Source organism: Microbacterium sp. NPDC077663 (assembly GCF_044542795.1).
Classification (GTDB): domain Bacteria; phylum Actinomycetota; class Actinomycetes; order Actinomycetales; family Microbacteriaceae; genus Microbacterium.
Genome location: NZ_JBITVE010000004.1, coordinates 88,683 through 106,095 on the forward strand (window position 1 = coordinate 88,683; position 17,413 = coordinate 106,095).

Sequence of the window (17,413 nt, forward strand, 5' to 3'; positions counted from 1 at the left end):
CCATGTCAGACATCACCCTGCTGCCCACACGGGCAACCTATGCTCCGAGCCAGGGCATCACTATCGATATCGAGCGGCCCGAGTCCGGCCGTTACTCGGGCGAGGTCTCCGTGTGGAAGCTCGGTGAGATGGTCTCGCGCTCTCCCGTCGCGAACGTCTCTCGCTGGGAAGGGCCAACACTGCCCGAGGGCTCCTACGGCATCGAATTGACGATCGATGGTGAGCTCTGTGCTCGAACGGCGGTAGAGGTCACTTCCACTCCCCGCGCTCGGCTGCGGTACGGCTTCGTTGCGAGCTATCTCCCCGAGAAAGATCCGACTGCCTGCGCCAAACTCGCCCGACGTCTGCACCTCAACGGCATCCAGTTCTATGACTGGGCCTACCGGCATGCCGATCTCATGGGTGGGGGGGAGAGCTACGCGGATGCCCTCGACCAGACGATCAGCCTGGACACCGTCCGAAGCCTGATCGCGGCTTACCGCGACGTCGGCACTGACTCGATCGGATACGCAGCCGTCTACGCGGCCGGCCCAGAAGAATGGCCGACCTGGAAACAGCACGCTCTTCTCCGACCGACCGGAGAACCTTACGCACTCGGTGACTTCCTGTTCATTCTCGACCCCGCCGCGCCGGAGTGGCTCTCTCATTTCCGTGCCGAACTCAGCCGCACGAGCATCGCGCTCGGCTTCGACGGGTACCACCTGGATCAGTACGGCTACCCCAAGTTCGCGGCCACACCAGGCGGGACTGCGGTAGACGTCGCCGAGTCGTTCGCCACACTCATCACCCAGGTCCGTGACGAACTACCTGACGCCCGACTCATCTTCAACAACGTCAACGACTTCCCAACCTGGCGCACCGCATCGCTCCCTCAAGACGCCGTCTACATCGAGCCGTGGGAGCCCAACCTCACGCTCGAGTCCCTCGCCCACATCACGAGCCGCGCGCGGTCTACTTCGGCTGGGCAACCGATCGTGCTCGCCGCCTACCAGCACATTTATGACAGCGTCGACGCCCAGACAGGCGACCGTTCAGCGGCATTCACGATGGCCACCCTCTTCTCCCACGGTGCGACTCAATTGCTCGTCGGGGAGGGTGGGAATTTGCTCGTCGACCCGTACTACGTGCGCAATCAGGAAGCGTCGGAGGAGACCTTGTCCTTCTTGGCTCGATGGTACGACTTCCTCGTCGAGCACGACGAGATCCTCATGGGCTCCGACCTGCACGAGGTGACATCGTCGTACGTGGGGGAGTACAACGGTGACCTCGACGTCACCTACCCCTCGGCCCCCGTGGCATCAGACCCGACGAGCGGCGCGGTTTGGCGTCGAGTGGTGTCGTACGGGTCCGACCTGATCGTCCACCTCATCAACCTCGCTCAGCAGACCGACACGCAGTGGGATGCCGTTCGCGAGCAGCCCGTCGCGGTCGACGGTGGCGTGCTTCGCATGCGACACATCCCCGGTCGCACACCCCGCATTCGTGTCGCCGACCCAGACGGCACCTCCCGCCTCATCCAGGTTCCCGTTCGCATCGACGGTGACTACGCCATCGCCGAGCTTCCTCCTCTCCACATCTGGCAGGTCCTGCATGTCACTTACTGACCTCACTCCCGCTGTCCTCGCTGGGTCCAACACGGACTGGTGGAAAAGCGCGGTCGTCTACCAGGTGTACCCGCGGAGCTTCCAAGACTCGAATGGCGACGGCATCGGAGATCTGCGAGGCGTCCTCGGCCGCCTGGATCATTTGGAGCGCCTCGGAGTTGACGTCATCTGGCTGTCACCGATCTACCGCTCACCGCAGGCGGACAACGGTTACGACATCAGCGATTACGAGCAAATCGATCCCGTCTACGGGACACTGGCTGATTTCGACGAACTCCTTGGAGAAGCTCATCGTCGAGGCATCAGAATCGTCATGGATCTGGTGGTCAACCACACCTCTGACCAGCACCCCTGGTTCATAGAGTCACGGTCCTCGATCAGCAACGCGAAACGCGACTGGTACATCTGGCGGAATCCACGCCCCGGCACCACTCCGGGACGCCCCGGAAGCGAACCCACGAACTGGAAGTCATTCTTTTCGGGATCCACCTGGGACCTTGATGCGACCACGGGCCAGTACTACCTGCACCTGTTCGACCGCCGCCAGCCTGACCTCAACTGGGAGAACGAGGAGATGCGCGCGGCGGTGTACGCGATGATGCGTCGCTGGTTGGACCGTGGAATCGACGGCTTCCGAATGGACGTCATCAACCTCATATCGAAAGACCCCACCTACCCCGACGCCCCCGGTGACCTCGACACCTACGGCGATGGCTTCCCCTTCTACGCGCACGGCCCCCGCCTGCATGAATACCTACAGGAGATGAACCGGGAAGTCTTTGCGGGGCGCGACGGCATGCTGACCGTTGGCGAGATGCCCGGGGTGACGCCCGCGCAGGCGAAAGCGTTCACGGACCCTGCGAGACACGAGCTCAACATGGTCTTCCAGTTCGAGCATGTGGGGCTCGACCACGGCGAGGGCTCGAAGTTCACGCACCGACCCCTGCGTCCGGGTGATCTTGCCGAGTCATTCACGACATGGCAAGACGCTCTCGCCGAGACCGGATGGAACAGCCTCTACCTCTCCAACCATGACCAGCCCCGCCCTGTCAGCAGGTTCGGTGACGACAAGACCTGGTGGAGAGAGTCGGCGACTGCACTCGCCACCATCCTCCACATGCAACGCGGAACGCCCTACATCTATCAGGGCGAAGAGATCGGAATGACGAACCACCCATTCTTGACCACCTCCGCGCTCCGCGACATCGAAAGCCTCAATCACCTCTCCGTAGAGATTGAAGCGGGCATCACGGAGGACCTGGTGCTGAGCGACATCCGCCGAGTAGGACGCGATAACGCTCGCACACCCGTCCAGTGGACCAGCCATCCCCTCGCAGGGTTCACAGAGGGCACGCCGTGGATCGACGTCAACCCCAATACTTCGTGGCTCAACGCAAAAGCGCAGTACGGACGGGCCGGCTCCGTCTTCGAGCACTACCGAGCGCTCATCGCACTCCGACATGAGCTCCCCGTTGTCGCTCTCGGATCCTTCCGACGGATCGACGCCGATTCGAGGGCGGTCTTCGCCTTCGAAAGGCAACTCGACGCAACAACCCTGGTCGTGGTGGCGAACCTGTCCTCGTCGAACACCAAGGCCGACCTCCAGGACGACCACCCCACCATCTGGTCCGGTCGTCTCCTACTCACCAACTGGGCGAACGAAGAGGCGACGGGTCCACAGCTCCGCCCCTGGGAAGCGCGCATTTACAGCCTCTGATCGCCCTCTTCCGCGGGGTGGGCACCCGACAACGTAGTCAGGAGAATGAACGTGAGAAGATCCGTCAATCGGTCGCTCGGCATTACCGCCGCCGCGGTCCTCGTCGCCGCAGGAGTTGTGCTTCCAGCGCTCCCAGCCACCGCCGCAACGGTGAGCGACGCGTGGACTGATAAAGCGCGATACGCCCCCGGCCAACAGGTCACCGTAACCGCCGAGGTCGCAGGAACCGGCGCCGTCAGTTTCTCACTTGTGCACCTTGGTGTCGTCGTGCAGACGGGAACTGTCCAGGCCACCGGAACCGGAACTGTCAACTGGACCGTCACGCCACCAACATCCGATTTCACCGGGTACATGGTGCACGTCGACGCGGGGACCACTGCAACCCAAACAGCGATCGATGTCTCTAGCACCTGGACACGATTCCCGAGGATGGGCTACCTCGACGAATACCCCGCCGGAATGACCGCGGCTGAGCGGGAAGAAGTCGTTGCCGAGCTGTCTGAGAAGTACCACCTCAACGCTTTGCAGTATTACGACTGGATGTGGCGCCATGAGGCGCCCATCGAGCGCGACAGTTCAGGCGAGCTCGTCGACTCATGGACCGCGTGGAATGGCGACGTCATCGCTCCCTCCACCGTGTCCGGACTCATCGACGCGGGACACGACCTCAACATGGCTGCGCTGCCGTACTCCATGAGCTACGCCGCTCTCGAGGGATTCACCGCGAATGGCGTCAGCGCCGACTGGCGTCTGAAGTATGCGAAGAATGGCACCGACTGGAAGTTCCAGATGCTGCCGAATCGGCCTGACACCAACTTGTGGATCATGGACCCAACCAACACCAATTGGCGGGACCACATCACTTCGCAGTACTCGGATCAGATCGACACGTTCGACTTCGACGGCACCCACATCGACCAGCTCGGCAACTGGGGCGACGGTGCCTCCAACGGCGGCATGACCGATGCCGCCGGCAATCCCATCGACATCCCCATCGGCTTCCGTGACCTCGTCGCAGACACCCGTGAGGAAACGGGCAAGCCCGTCGGTTTCAACGCCGTCGACGGGTTCGCCGGCTCATCCCTCGCGAGCTCCGACAGCGACTACCTCTACACCGAGTTGTGGGAGAACCACGAGACCTACGCCGAAGTCCAGGATTACCTCGCCACCCAGCGAGCGCAGTCCGGAGGGAAAGCAGCTGTGACCGCTGCATACCTGAACTATCGAAGCAACACCGGCGACCGCTACGAGGCGGAAGCAGGAGCCCGAGTCGGCGTAGGCACCAACACCAATCACTCCGGCTACTCGGGAGCCGGGTTCATTGACCAGTTCGGTGACACCGGCGACAGCGTCACCCTCAGCGTGAACGTGCCGGAATCGCGCCGGTACGGGATCGTGCCCGCATGGACCAACGGGACGGGGAACACCGCCACCAGAACAGTCTGGGTCGACGGTGTGAAGAAGGGCACGCTGAGGATGTCCCCGACCAACGGCTGGGGCGCCTGGAACACTGAAGCCGGCTTCGGCACCTACCTTTCAGCCGGGAACCACACCATCAAGGTGTCCGTCGAATTAACAGACACCGGATTCGTCAACCTCGACAGCATCACCCTAGGAACCTTCAACACCCCCTCGGTGCAGCTCGCGAACGCCGCACTCGCCGCCAACGGAGCCACACACATCGAGATGGGCCAGGGCGACCAGATGCTTGTCGCTCCCTACTTCCTGGACGACTCCAAGCAAATGAGCAACGAACTCCAGAAATGGATGGAGTCCTACTACGACGTAATCACGGGCTACGAGAACCTGTTCTACGGACCCACACTGCGGCAGCTTCCGAACACAGTCCAAGTCACGGGCCACACTGTCAGCGATGACGGGACCGCCGACACCATCTGGGCTACGCCAATGAGGAACGACGGACGGGACATCCTGCACCTCATCAACTTGAAGGGCAACGACGATCGCTGGCGCGAGCCCGCTGCGTCCGCACCCACGCTGACGAACCTGCCAGTCAAGTACTACTTGGACGACAAGCCGTTCCCGTCCACCATCCGCGTCGCAAGTCCCGACAACGGCGGGCGTTCTCAGACTCTGAACTTCACTACGGGCACAGACGGTGGCGGCAGGTTCGTCTCTTTCACCGTCCCCCAGCTCAAGAACTGGAGCTTCGTCTACTTCGGAGACTCAACGCGTGACAACGGCAACGTCGTGACGCAGGCGAGCAAGTGCTTAGACGTCGCAGGTGGGGGCACCGCCAACGGCACCGCAATCCAGGTGTGGGACTGTGCGAGCGTCCCCGCAATGGCCTGGACCTACTCAAACAACAAGTTGCAAGCCCTCGGCAAATGCCTCGATCTGGTCGCAGGGGGCACCTCGAACGGAACGCTCGCCCACCTGTGGGACTGCTCCTCGGCCACCAGCCAGACCTGGGAACGCACAGGGCAGAGTCAGTACCGTAACCCCGCCAGTGGCAAGTGCCTCGACATCGTGGGCGGATCGCTCGCGAACGGCACCCGGGCGCACCTCTGGTCATGTCACGCCGGCGCGAGCCAGAAGTGGACTACGCCGCAGTAATGCGCAAACCTCCGGTGGGGCCGCTTACGGCCCCACCGGACGTCGCAGATGCAGATATCAGCCGCATGTCGGCGTTGCTTCTAAGGCTCAGCTGACTTTCTCCGCCTCTAACGGGGCCTTCGCTTGGTGGGACCAATCCGCCTCGAGCTCCCGGACATCACTGCGGGAGCTTGATCAATTTTTGGCTACGGACACCCTTGCCGAAAACGATCGTTTCCGGCGGATCCGGAGAGTGCCGTGAGGTTGTCGGCGTTGGCGCTCTTGCTGCACGCGATGTCCTCGACGACTGAGTGGTGATGAGATCTGAGACTCGCCCCGCGGGGAAAATCTTCATAGGAAAACGAAAGATTCGGTCAAAACTGCGTTAGCTCTCGTCTCCGAGTCTGGATCCGTTCCCGAACAATCGGGACAGACTTGAAGGAGATTCGAGATGTCCCGTATTCCCGAGCCCGATCAGACCCCAGCCGGCCCGTCTTATGAGGGGCGGTTGCTCGACCGGCCAGATGACGAGGTGGTGGATCAGGGTGCCGGTTTTGACATCCGGACCCTCGTCAGCCGTCGTAGTGTGCTGAGCCTTGTCGGTCTGGGTGCGGGGACCGTTGCTCTCGCGGCGTGCTCGGCGACCGTCGGAGCCTCCTCCGCATCGTCATCGCCCGGGACCTCCGGCGCGACTTCGAGCACAACCCCCTCCGCATCTTCGAGCGCCGCTGCGGCGACAACGGAGATCCCAGACGAGACGAACGGGCCCTACCCCGCGGATGGCACGAACGGTGTGAACGTTCTCGAGGAATCGGGGATCGTCCGCAGCGACATTACGTCGAGCCTGGAGGGTGGCAACACCGTCGAGGGCGTTCCACTGTCATTCACCTTCACGATCAGCGACCTCGCGAATGGGAACGTACCGTTCGAGGGGGTGGCGGTGTATGCGTGGCAGTGCGATGCGAACGGTCTTTACTCGATGTACTCCGAGGGGGTGGAGGACGAAACCTACCTCCGTGGCGTGCAGGTTGCCGACGCGAACGGTCAGGTCACCTTTCAGACCATCGTCCCCGGTTGCTACACCGGAAGGTGGACGCACATCCACTTCGAGGTCTACCCCGACGCCGCCTCGGCCACCGAAGGTTCGAACGCGATCGCCATCTCGCAGGTCGCATTCCCTGAAGACATGCTCGACAAGATCTACAAGCTCGACGCCTACCCGGGGTCGGCGCAGAACCTCGCCGGCGTGGGCGGGCTCGACAGTGACAACGTCTTCAGCGACGGTGCTGACTTGCAGATGGGCACGTTCAGCGGGGATCCCGCGAGCGGGTACGTGGGTGCGCTCAGTGTCGCCGTCGACACGACAACCGACATGACACTTTCCGAGGCGCCCAGCGGAGGGGGCATGGGCGGCGGCCCTGACGGAATGGGCACGCCCCCCGACGGCGGTTCGCGCCCATAGCCATTCCCACGACAACCAACAACGAGACAGGAACCATCGCTCATGCTGCAAAACCTCACGGGCTGGCACGCCCTCATCATCCTCGCCATTGTCCTCATCATCTTCGGCGCCGCCAAGCTGCCGGCACTGGCCCGGAGCGTCGGACAATCCGTTCGTATCCTGAAAGACGAGGCAGCCGACTCGGCTACCGAGCCAGCGGCAACCGCGGATGGGAGATTCGCCACGAATGATGCCGTGCCCGCTTCGCCTCTCACGACCGCACCCGCCGCGGCATCAGAACCGACCACCCTGGCAGTCCCACTGTCGAGCCCGCGAGCATCGTGACCGCCGCCACCGCCGCGCGAGGGGACATGCCTCTCGGAGCGCATCTCAAAGAGGCGCGCGGGCGCACCCTCCGCGCAGCGGTGGCCCTCGTCCTGGCGACGGTCGCCGGCTTCGCCTTTTCGGACCAGATACTCGACATACTTCGCGTTCCGATCGAGCAGATCGCGGCCTCCCGCGACGCGAGCCTGAACTACGACAGCGTCACCGGCGCGTTCGACCTCAAGGTTCGCGTCGCCGTCGTCGCTGGCATTGTGATGGCGAGCCCGGTCTGGCTGTTCCAGCTGTTCCGCTTCCTCTCGCCCGGGCTCACACCCCGAGAACGCCGGTACACCTTCGGATACACGCTGACCGCGATCGTGTTGTTCATTGCCGGCTGTGCCCTCGGATTCACCGTGTTCCCTCACATGGTCGAGCTGCTCACCTCGTTCGCAGACACCGATGACAGCACGATCCTCACCGCCTCGACGTACGTCGACTTCGTGCTCAAGACCGTCGTCGCCACGGGGATCGCGTTCGTTCTCCCTTTGCTCATCGTGCTACTCAACGCCGTCGGGGTGCTGAGCGCCGCCACCATCACACGCAGCTGGCGGTTCGTCGTTGTCGGGATCACGGTCTTCAGCGCACTCGTCACGCCCGCTGCCGACATCATGTCCATGTTCCTCATCGCCATACCAATGTCAGCCCTCTTCGCAGGCGCGGTCGGCATCGCTCACCTCCATGACCGCCGTATCGCGCGCCGCATCGGTACATCTCCCGGACTGGCCCAGAAGAACGGATAACACAGTGTTCGGACTCAGCCTCGAAAAGCTCATCGTCCTCGCGATCTTCGCGGGTCTTATCATCGGCCCGCACAGGCTCACATCCGCCACGCGCACGCTCACCGACACGGTCCGCTCACTGCGCGCATACGTCGATACCGCACGATCTCGAGCCGTCGACGAGTTGGGCGTGCCCCTCACCCGCACCGAGTGGAACGACCTCAACCTGCATCGATTCGATCCGCGCCACCTCGTCAGAGAAGCGCTCAGTGAACCGGCCACCGCCGCAACATCGACCCCCGCCGAGCAACAAGCCCCCGCCTCCCCACTGGAAACTCCCGACGGGGAGGATCTTGCGGTGGGCGGAGAAGACCGCATCCGTCCCGGCCAGCGCTACATCACAACGGGCGACGCCGCCCACCCGCGCCGCATCCTCATCAGCGATCTTGCCCCCGACGACCCACGACGGCTGCAAGCAGAGACGATCGATCGACAGCGAATTGTTCTCGAAACCGCGACGTTGCACCGAACCGATACGGGACCCACGCCGACGGTCTGAGCCCCACCGGAAACAATCGTTTTTGGCCGCACCGCGTGAAGGCTGCTGAGGTGCATGTCGGAAACGTGGATCAGAACCTGGTTTTGGCGGGGGTTTTCGGCGGGGTCGAAGACCGCTACAGAACTACCGAAGCGATGAGCAGTACCGGTATCGACCCGATGGTGGTGATGAAGATGCTGTCGCTTGTAACGGCGACCGAAGCGTCGTACTGCTGAGCGTTATTGAAGACGTTTTGCGCAACCGGGAGCGCGGCCATGACCACAACGGCTCGAAGCACCTCGGGCGGGAGTGCGAAGGCTGAGCCGATTACCCAGGCGACGAGCGGCATGAGCAAGACCTTGATGACTGATGCGATCAAGACACTTTGTCAGTAGATCCGGGAGCCAGCACTCGCTGGCCGTGCAGAGAAATACCGAAACCGATGAGCACAGCTGGCACCGCGGCGGCACCCACGAGTTTGAGCGGCTCCATCATGACGCTCGGGAGTTCGATTCCCGTCACCGCGAGGAGCACGCCAACACCGAGGCGATGACTATTGGGTTCTTCACCGGCTGCAGCAGGATGCGTCCGACTCGAGCTTCACCGCTGGTTGCGATGTCGAGGACGGTCAGTGCAATCGGTGCCAGGAGCAAGACTTGGAGCAGGACGATCGGAGCCGGCGATGACGATCACAATGATCGCGAACCCGGTGAGCACGTCCAGCACATTCCGAAGAGTAACGGGCTCGTTGCGGCGCACGATCACGACCGAGCTCGCGAAGGCCCTCTAGGACCTGCCGAAAATGATCGCTTTCGGTGGTTCCGACGAGAAGGGTGGCGCGGATCGTCGTATTACCTCCGGGAGTCGAGCCGCAGACGCCATCACACACTCGCCTCGATTGCACGCCCCGGTGAGCGTCGGAGATTAAACGACGAAGGTAGCGGCCGATACCCGTTGAGGGCCCGTTTGGGGGCAGGGTTCTCCGAGGCTTTGCTGGGGTACCGCGTATGGGGACGCGTCACCGAGCGGGATCCGCTGCGATGCATCGCAGCACTGTTCGGCAGGCAGACCCCCGTTCTGCCTGCCGAGCAGTCGCGCCGCCCATCCGCCGGGGAATAGGGAAGCCGAGCCTAACCGAAGGGCGCCGCGGAATGGTAGCGCTTCCACCTCGTGAGGGCGAGGGGTTCAGAATCGCCCCAGCCATTCCCTATGTTTCAAATGTCGACATGCCCCCAACGCGTCGACACTGCGGGCGCAGCACCCCGGGTGAAATTGTGCACGCCTGGGGGCGGCTTCCACCGAGTAATGCTCGATGTGGAGGCCGCCCTTCCTTCCACGGGTCCCTCCGGCCCCAGAGACGGCAGTTCCCCGGGCCTCTGCTTTCCCCGCATGCTCAGACGACGTCCGCACCCTCCTCGCCCTCATGTTTCAGAGAGTGCTGGTGACGTCGATCAGCGTCGTCAGCATCGCCTCGAGGTCGTTAACGGCGGACCCGGGGGAGTACCCGTTCGCGCGCTACGCCTTCGAATGACTCCGCGCCACCGAGCTGTGAGGGTTCGCCCCCGGGGTGCACGCGCAGGTGCCGGATGATCGCGACCTTTGCGGGGCTGCCGAATGCCGTCACTGCGTCGGCGATGTCGTCGGCGCCGGTGGGGTGGGCGTAGCGCGGCGTGGGCTGATCCTCCACGGGGGGGGCATCCGGCACGTGGTGAGCGGGGCACCGCCGGCTTTCACCATATCCCTGGGACGGGGGGCGCCTCACCTGGGGGTGTGGACCAGGTGAGGCGTCGGCGGTGTGTAGAAGACCGCCGCGTGCAAGCTACACCCGGCCCGGCTGCACGCACCAGGGATATGGTTCTCGCAGGCGGTTCGATGTCGCTCAGACGGCCCCGCGGGCTCCCTCCGGCGGGGCCGTCGCATGCGGGGGTATCACCGGGAGGTTGCTGATGGGTCGTCTGATGTACGAGGGGCACACGGTGCTCGAGGTCGACGACCGGACCCTTGCGCATCTGGAGGTCCTGATCGGAACAAAGCTGCGCCGGGGTGAGCCGTTCATGTTCATGTGGGACGACGAGTCGCACATCGGCGGGGGCAGGTCGACGGTGTGGGTGCACAGCCGCTCCTCGCTCGTGTACCGATACCGGGGCCGCGTCGATCAGATCAACCCAGCATGGGTGAGAGCACTCGCGTCCCGAGCGAACAGCCCGGCCGGTCTGGTCACCGTCGACGAGCCGGCTCCGAGCGGCCCTACTGGCTGATGAGGTCCAAGAGCTCCCTCAAGCTCAGGCGGTTCCGCTGCGTATCCGGTGGAACCGCCGCCACAGTCAGAGATTTTGCGTCACTGGCTGCCTCGGGGTCCGACGTCTCCTCGGCGTCTTCCTCGCGCCCAATTGAACGCGCTTCGAGGTACGTGCAGAGCCGTGCGGCGACGGACAGCTCCGCGGAGAGGGTGTGGAGCTGTTCACTGCTGAGGTCGGTGTCGTTCAGGGCGGGGACGATCGTGACACGCCGCTTTGCTTCCCCGATCTCAACCGGTTGCATGTAAAGCGACGCGGCGGCGCTTCCTAACTGCATGATCACCAGGCCGGTGTCTGCTCCGTCAGAGCCGTCTTGGAGGATCACACGGATGTGGTCACCAGCAACGTTGGCGTTGCGAAAGTCGGTGAGCCAGTTTTCGAGTGTCTGCTTGCTGCGGAACGGCATCAGACCTTCTTCGTCGGGTCGCTGCACAAAGTGCGCGCGGCCGGCCCCGAACGCTCTCTCATTATCGACTGATCCGCACAGTTGACGAACTAGGCGGCGCCGTTCCGCTCCGAGGATCGGTTCGAGACAGTGCCAGCAGAATGACATCTCGCGAGGTGGCGGCTGTCCCCGTGGTTTTCGCAGCGAGCCGGACCAAGATTCGGCACACACAACGGGGGTTCATCTGCCGAACCTTGGTCTGTACGCCACGGCTTCGACAGGTCCCCACATCTGATTCCGGCGCGCAACTGCACCCCCAAAGTGCAGACGTACCCAGCGAGCGTAGAACGATTCATGTCGGAAAGGAGCTTCGTGAGGAAGACCTCATGGGATGGAGGGTGAGGTGACCGTGTCGCCCGTCCCCTAAATCGATCATCGGACCGGTCGCTCGTTCCGGTGTGGGGACCTTTGTCGGTCTTATCTCTGGGATGACGTACGGTTCGTCTATCTGGGCCTGAGTGGCTGGAGGAGGGTGGGGCGAGGATGCCTTTATTTGAAATGGAAGCGAGTCGACGTGGTCGGCTTCGTGTGTTCATGCGGGCGCAGTTTCCGTTTGCGGTGGGGACCGCGTTTATCGGGGTTGTTGCTGGTGTCGCACACCCGACCGGTTTGCTCACGCCTGTTGTTCTAGCGGGATTCCTGTTGACGGCGATCGCGACCATCGCGGGCGTAGTCCTTCCGTGGGAGAAGGTGGCGCCTTCCTGGTTGATCCCCGTTGCAGTGGTCGATCTCATCGCGGTGGCGTTGCTGCGTGCGGAGCTCATGACGTACGTGCCTGCCGTGACGGTCCTTGCCCTCTTCCCCATCTTGTGGCTCGCCTACGGGTTCCCCTGGTACGGGATCGTGGTCGCCGTGATCGGTGCAGCGCTGGTGACCTCGTACCGCTTCGTATATCTGGGTGAGTGGCCTGAAACCGGGGCCGCGTGGGCCACTGTGGTTGCTTTCCCTGTTCTGGTGATCGGGATCGCAATCATTGTGTTCGTCGCTGCACGTCACTTGCGACGCAACGCGCAGCGGCTCGCAGCGGCGTCTCGCGCGCAGGCGGCAGCGCTGCGGGAGGCGAAGGACGCAGAAGCGATCGCGCTCGGGATTCTCAACACCGTCAACGCGGGTGTCGCGTTCTACGACAACGAAGGCAAGCTCGACGTCGCCAACCCTCTCGCCCACCAGATGGTGGAAATGGTCGGGTTCAAGCTCGACCAGCCACCCTACGCAGGCGACAACGTTCTAGCCGCCGACCGTATGAGCGCGATCCCGTACAACCAGCAGATCATCCCGCGCGCTCTGCGCGGAGAAACAGTCACCAACCACGTCGAATGGTTAGGGCCCCCGGACGCTCAGGTCGCAATTCTGGCTTCCTCTGGACGCGTTCATCGCGAGGACGGTCAGCTTCTGGGCACTGTTGTCGTGGCGTATGACGTGACCGAGTTGGCAGATGCTGTCGAGGTCCGTGAGCAGTTCCTGCGCACCGTGTCACACGAGTTGCGAACTCCCATCACGAGCATCACCGGGTTCCTCGACCTCATCGCCGACGCCGCAGATCCAGCCGACGAGAAGCTCCGCGGTTACGTGGAGATCGTGACCCGCAAGACAAACGACCTGTTCAACCGCGTGGGAGATCTCCTGCACGCCAACGACAGTGAGAAGACCCTCAGGATCAGCGTCCTGGACGTCGGGAGAGTCGTGCAGGCCGCAGCGGGCAATGTGACTCCGTTCGCGGCTGCTCGAGGTATGCGGATCGACATCGTCGGTCCGGGACCCGCACGTGCGCATGCGGACGGGGATCAGCTAGTCATCGCAGTCTTCGAGCTCCTCACCAACGCGGTCAAGTTCGGTGCGCCCGAGAGCGCCGTGACGCTCAGCTACCGTGCGCGGGGAAACCGGATCGAGATTGCGGTCACCAATGTGGGTCCGGGTATTACCCATGCGGAACAGCGTCGCGTGTTCGACCGGTTCTACCGCACCCCCTACGCGCGCTCGCGCGAGATCCAAGGGTTCGGCCTCGGACTCACCAACGTCCGTGCGATCGCCCTCGCACACGACGGTCACGTTCACATCGACAGCCTCCCTGGCAGGCACACCACCATCACCATCGATATCCCCACCGCCCAACCACCGCGCTGAGCTTCACGCTCGGAGGCGGATCACGCCAGGCTGCCACGAAGCCCGCAGTTGGAAACGCTTAGAACTGGTGCCAGCTCCAACGCGTGACTACGACACCGCCGCCACAGACCTTGAAGGAGTAGCTACCGGACGTGCTAACGACCAGCGTGCTGGACTTGATGAGATCCCGGCAGAGATAGCTGACGTTGATGTACGCACGGCCTCGGCACGAGAACACGATGTTCCCCGAGGTTGTCCCGGTTGGAGCGCCTGAGCATGGTGCCGCAACTTTCGCCGCCACGCTCGGAGTGGCGGGTACCACAACCGACGCCACAGCGAGGCCGGCAGCGACCGCCGCTCCCACAAGAAGTTTCCTCACGCCCACTGCCAACAGTTCCTCTCCAATCGTTGCGCCCAACCAGATCTGGTACTGCCCAGTTAGGACGCCGCGGAGGATCTCGTCAAGGATTTCCCCATGGGCTGGATAAAATAGAAGCTGTCAGCTGCGATTGCGCATCGAACAGGGCTCTATGAGGAAGACCTCATCGACGGTCCGATCCGCACGGCCTTCGCGCAGGAACACTCATTCGTCATGGGGGACAGCCTCAGCCATACTCTTCGCCGCCCGCGCTCGCTGACGGCGGAGAGCGACGAGCAGAACGACGCCGACGAGTGCGACAGCGCCCACCAGCAGTGCGTAGAGCGACCACGGGACAGCGGGGAACGCGACATCGACGGAGATGGGCGCGACAGCGCCCGCGCCAAGCCCGATGCCTTCCGGGCGGACGGTGAGTGTGGTGCTGAGCCACCCGATCGAGGTCGCCTCGATGGTGCGCTGCATCTCAACCGTCGAACCGGGGATCACCTCCGGAAGGCCGGCCGTTCCAGCGTCGGTTCCGAGGAGACCGAGCGGCCCGGCCACGGAGACCTTTTCCACGCCTGTGATGCGGGTATTGCCGGTGTTCTCGAGGGCATAGGTGACGGTCACGACTCCGGTGTCGAACGGATTCCACGACGGCTCGTAGGATGCGGTGGCCTGCGTGATCTGCGCGGAGGGGATGAGGGCACCGGCGACGCGGGCGTTGATCCGCGTGCCGAGCCGGCGGTCCACCGCGAGGGTCTGGGACGCGTCCGACGTGACGAGCGAAGTGACGATCCCGGCGGCGTGGTCGCCGGGTCGGGCATCGTTCGGCACGGTGATGGTGAAATCGATCTCCGTGTGGGCGCCGGGGGAGAGCCGGACGGATGACTTCTCGATCTCCACCCAGGTGCCGGCGCCCTCACTGGTCGTGCCGTCAAGCAGGACGTCGACATCGCCACCTGAGGTGGTGAACGCGTCCGCGGCGTAGACGTCGAGAGGAAGCTCGACCGTGCCGGTGTTGACGACGATCATCGAGTCGCGGATCACTTCGCCCGGTGCCACGTCGTACCCGAAATTGCCGCGGCCGCTGCCGAGGTCGTTATCCGCGGTCTCCACGGTCCACCCAACGACATCCTGCGTGGCGGTATCCGCCATCGCTATCGACGGTGAGGCGAGCACAAGCAGACCGGCCGCCAAGAGCGGGGTGGCGACAGCGGCGGGAAATGAGAGCGGCACGGGTGGTCCTTCTGATGAGAGGGGGAGGGGCCCGGCGCGCGCCGGGCCCCTCCCGCGGTGTCACTGCAGCGCGGTGACGGTCAGCTTGCTCGTGTACGCGCCGGCAGCGATGTCGCCGGGCAGGACGAGCGAGAGGTCGGCTCCGACGACCGCCGCTGCCGCCGTCGACGACGCGGCCAGGACCCGGGAGCTGCTCAGGCCCTGTCCGCCGAGGCGAGAGGAGGTGACCTCAGCGCCCTTCGCGATCGAGACGCCGCCCTGCACCACCTTCGGGGTCCAGCCCAGATACCCGGCCGAGAAGGACTGGCCTGCTGCGGAGGTGAAGTCGCTTGCCTGGCCGGAGATGCTCCAGCTGTACGGGGTCGTCCCGCCCGTCCGAGTGTCGGTCACGATGATGTTGGTGAGGGTGCCGTCGGCGACGAAGGTGTCGCCTTCCTGCACCGCCGTGCCGAGATCAGCGGGGCTCGCGTTGGCGAACGTCCAGCCAAAGGATCCGGACGGCTCCTCCACCTGATCGGGAACCTCCACGACGACGTCCTCCGCACCGGCGAAGGCGACTGGGTTGAACGACTCGAACGGCGCGTAGGTCGCGCCGCTTCCGGCGTACGTGTAGATGCCGTAGCGACCGGCGAGCAGGTCTCGCTCCGCGGTCGTCGACACGTTCAATGTGGCCGTGAACGACCCGTCGGCATTGAGCGTGATGGCGCCGCCCGCTGAGCCGCCGACCGCCGCGTGGCTCTCTGCAGGGAGTGCCCACTTCGTGTCGAACCGCTGGCTGCGTGTCGCTGCCGCAGCGCCCGTCGACGGCTGCCACGCCTCAGCGAATTTGCCGAAGGCGACATATGCGCCGACGAACTGGTTCTGCAGCGGCGGACGGCTGCCGGTCGTGGCAGCGCCGGCGGGAAGGAACCCCGTGCCGGTGACTGTGATCGACTCACCGGAACGCGCGATGCCAGCGGTCTTCGAGACCGTCACCGTCGGAACGGACGGCTGTGCGGCGGCGGTGTAGGACACGCTCAGCGGGCTGGCGGGCTTGCGTGCGTCGGCAGCGCCGCCGGAGGAGTACCAGTAGCTGCCCTGGCCGGTGAGGACCTGGAAGTCGACGAACGACTGCGGGAAGGCGCCCGCGTTTGCCCCGCCGGTCACCTGCGGCGTGCCCGAACCGGTGTTCACGGTCTTCCCGAGGTATTCCGGGGTCACGGTGAACCCATCCGCGTCGACGTCCACACCGGTGAGCGTGGCAACGACAACGTCGTCGACTGGGGCGAGCTGCTCGAACTGATCCGGGTCGTCCATCGAGGTGCCATATCCACCCAGCGTGGCGGTGATGGTTCCGGTGCCATCTGCGGCGACGCTCAGATGCGGGTCAGTGATCCACGATCGCGTCATGCCCGAGTAGAACGCAGAGGTGAACGTGCCCTGCCACTGGATTTCCGCGGTCCCCGCTGCCGGGTCGACCGTGCCGGTACCCCCGCCGATACGCACGACGTGGCCTGAATTGTTGCCCGCACCCGTGCTCAGGCGGGTGCCGTTCGCATCCGTGCTCAGACCGGCGAACGTCGCGTCCGCGAAGCTGCCGTCTGCCTGACGCTTCAAGATGTCGACGTCGCCCTCGGTCTGCTTCCAGTTCGTCGCCGTCACCCGGTCGCTGGCGGAGGTAGCGGTGACGATGCCCGCGCTGAGCAGGTTGTAGGTACCGGGGGCGAACGCCGCAGCATTCGCCTCAGCGTTGATCCCCCACTCGAACACGGCACCCGTGACACTCGTCTGCACAGCGCTCGCCGGCGTCGCGGCTGCAACCGCGCCCAGCGCGAGCACTCCCGCGGTGGCGACGGCGACAACGGTGCGCGTCCGACGACTTCGGAGCGCGATCGATCTGTCCATTGATGATCCCTTCGGGTTCCGCCCTCCCGTCACACGGTCATCGGGAACCGGCGCATTCATCCGAGCGGATGTGGGAACATAGGCAAGCCTTACCTAAGCATGACCAATGAGAATCGTGCAATATGGGA

General features: G+C 64.0%; 14 protein-coding genes. 9 read left to right on the forward strand and 5 right to left on the reverse strand.

The features are described 5' to 3' along the window. Nucleotides 1–2 precede the first annotated feature (2 nt). From ACIGEP_RS16315 to ACIGEP_RS16345, 7 genes are all read left to right on the forward strand, one after another. Nucleotides 3–1,604, forward strand: a complete 1,602-nt coding sequence (locus ACIGEP_RS16315; RefSeq protein WP_396662694.1) for a glycoside hydrolase family 66 protein — start codon at nucleotides 3–5, stop codon at nucleotides 1,602–1,604. After that, on the forward strand, nucleotides 1,591–3,321 hold the full coding sequence (locus ACIGEP_RS16320) for an alpha-glucosidase (protein WP_396662695.1): 1,731 nt from the start codon (nucleotides 1,591–1,593) through the stop codon (nucleotides 3,319–3,321). Before ACIGEP_RS16315 ends, ACIGEP_RS16320 begins: the two co-directional genes overlap by 14 nt. Nucleotides 3,322–3,372: 51 nt before the next feature. After that, complete coding sequence (locus tag ACIGEP_RS16325) at nucleotides 3,373–5,898, forward strand: glycoside hydrolase family 66 protein (protein WP_396662696.1); 2,526 nt, start codon at nucleotides 3,373–3,375, stop codon at nucleotides 5,896–5,898. Between the two features lie 430 nt (nucleotides 5,899–6,328). Further along, entirely contained in the window at nucleotides 6,329–7,339 is a 1,011-nt protein-coding gene (locus ACIGEP_RS16330; protein ID WP_396662697.1) for an intradiol ring-cleavage dioxygenase, read from the forward strand. A gap of 42 nt (nucleotides 7,340–7,381) precedes the next feature. After that, complete coding sequence (locus ACIGEP_RS16335; protein WP_396662698.1) at nucleotides 7,382–7,663, forward strand: twin-arginine translocase TatA/TatE family subunit; 282 nt, start codon at nucleotides 7,382–7,384, stop codon at nucleotides 7,661–7,663. Next, on the forward strand, nucleotides 7,660–8,442 hold the full coding sequence (gene tatC, locus ACIGEP_RS16340) for a twin-arginine translocase subunit TatC (RefSeq protein ID WP_396662699.1): 783 nt from the start codon (nucleotides 7,660–7,662) through the stop codon (nucleotides 8,440–8,442). Before ACIGEP_RS16335 ends, tatC begins: the two co-directional genes overlap by 4 nt. Further along, nucleotides 8,381–8,980, forward strand: a complete 600-nt coding sequence (locus ACIGEP_RS16345) for a hypothetical protein (protein ID WP_396662700.1) — start codon at nucleotides 8,381–8,383, stop codon at nucleotides 8,978–8,980. The genes tatC and ACIGEP_RS16345 overlap by 62 nt, the downstream gene beginning before the upstream one ends. A 115-nt stretch (nucleotides 8,981–9,095) precedes the next feature. On the opposite strand, the gene ACIGEP_RS16350 is transcribed toward ACIGEP_RS16345, so the two are convergent. After that, nucleotides 9,096–9,308, reverse strand: a complete 213-nt coding sequence (locus ACIGEP_RS16350; RefSeq protein WP_396662701.1) for an AEC family transporter — start codon at nucleotides 9,306–9,308, stop codon at nucleotides 9,096–9,098. A gap of 1,131 nt (nucleotides 9,309–10,439) precedes the next feature. After that, on the reverse strand, nucleotides 10,440–10,664 hold the full coding sequence (locus tag ACIGEP_RS16355; protein ID WP_396662702.1) for a hypothetical protein: 225 nt from the start codon (nucleotides 10,662–10,664) through the stop codon (nucleotides 10,440–10,442). 241 nt (nucleotides 10,665–10,905) lie between these two features. Here ACIGEP_RS16355 and ACIGEP_RS16360 point away from each other — a divergent pair, with 241 nt between their 5' ends. Next, nucleotides 10,906–11,217, forward strand: a complete 312-nt coding sequence (locus ACIGEP_RS16360; protein WP_396662703.1) for an ATP-dependent DNA ligase — start codon at nucleotides 10,906–10,908, stop codon at nucleotides 11,215–11,217. On the opposite strand, the gene ACIGEP_RS16365 is transcribed toward ACIGEP_RS16360, so the two are convergent. After that, the gene (locus ACIGEP_RS16365) at nucleotides 11,207–11,662 is read right to left on the reverse strand and encodes a hypothetical protein (protein WP_396662704.1); all 456 of its coding nucleotides are present in this window, start codon (nucleotides 11,660–11,662) and stop codon (nucleotides 11,207–11,209) included. The genes ACIGEP_RS16360 and ACIGEP_RS16365 overlap by 11 nt on opposite strands. A gap of 522 nt (nucleotides 11,663–12,184) precedes the next feature. Here ACIGEP_RS16365 and ACIGEP_RS16370 point away from each other — a divergent pair. Then, nucleotides 12,185–13,825, forward strand: a complete 1,641-nt coding sequence (locus ACIGEP_RS16370) for an ATP-binding protein (RefSeq protein WP_396662705.1) — start codon at nucleotides 12,185–12,187, stop codon at nucleotides 13,823–13,825. Nucleotides 13,826–14,387: 562 nt separating this feature from the next. Here ACIGEP_RS16370 and ACIGEP_RS16375 read toward each other — a convergent pair. Continuing rightward, on the reverse strand, nucleotides 14,388–15,401 hold the full coding sequence (locus ACIGEP_RS16375) for a DUF916 domain-containing protein (RefSeq protein ID WP_396662706.1): 1,014 nt from the start codon (nucleotides 15,399–15,401) through the stop codon (nucleotides 14,388–14,390). A gap of 60 nt (nucleotides 15,402–15,461) precedes the next feature. Next, the gene (locus ACIGEP_RS16380) at nucleotides 15,462–17,285 is read right to left on the reverse strand and encodes a hypothetical protein (protein ID WP_396662707.1); all 1,824 of its coding nucleotides are present in this window, start codon (nucleotides 17,283–17,285) and stop codon (nucleotides 15,462–15,464) included. Nucleotides 17,286–17,413 lie beyond the last annotated feature (128 nt).

Excerpts from the sequence above, each read along its gene's own strand:
- ACIGEP_RS16315 (WP_396662694.1), top strand. The coding sequence starts at position 3 with ATGTCAGACATCACCCTGCTGCCCACACGGGCAACCTATGCTCCGAGC.
- ACIGEP_RS16320 (WP_396662695.1), top strand. The coding sequence starts at position 1,591 with ATGTCACTTACTGACCTCACTCCCGCTGTCCTCGCTGGGTCCAACACG.
- ACIGEP_RS16330 (WP_396662697.1), top strand. The coding sequence starts at position 6,329 with ATGTCCCGTATTCCCGAGCCCGATCAGACCCCAGCCGGCCCGTCTTAT.
- ACIGEP_RS16335 (WP_396662698.1), top strand. The coding sequence starts at position 7,382 with ATGCTGCAAAACCTCACGGGCTGGCACGCCCTCATCATCCTCGCCATT.
- ACIGEP_RS16345 (WP_396662700.1), top strand. The coding sequence starts at position 8,381 with ATGACCGCCGTATCGCGCGCCGCATCGGTACATCTCCCGGACTGGCCC.
- ACIGEP_RS16350 (WP_396662701.1), bottom strand. The coding sequence starts at position 9,308 with ATGCCGCTCGTCGCCTGGGTAATCGGCTCAGCCTTCGCACTCCCGCCC.
- ACIGEP_RS16360 (WP_396662703.1), top strand. The coding sequence starts at position 10,906 with ATGGGTCGTCTGATGTACGAGGGGCACACGGTGCTCGAGGTCGACGAC.
- ACIGEP_RS16365 (WP_396662704.1), bottom strand. The coding sequence starts at position 11,662 with ATGCCGTTCCGCAGCAAGCAGACACTCGAAAACTGGCTCACCGACTTT.
- ACIGEP_RS16370 (WP_396662705.1), top strand. The coding sequence starts at position 12,185 with ATGCCTTTATTTGAAATGGAAGCGAGTCGACGTGGTCGGCTTCGTGTG.
- ACIGEP_RS16380 (WP_396662707.1), bottom strand. The coding sequence starts at position 17,285 with ATGGACAGATCGATCGCGCTCCGAAGTCGTCGGACGCGCACCGTTGTC.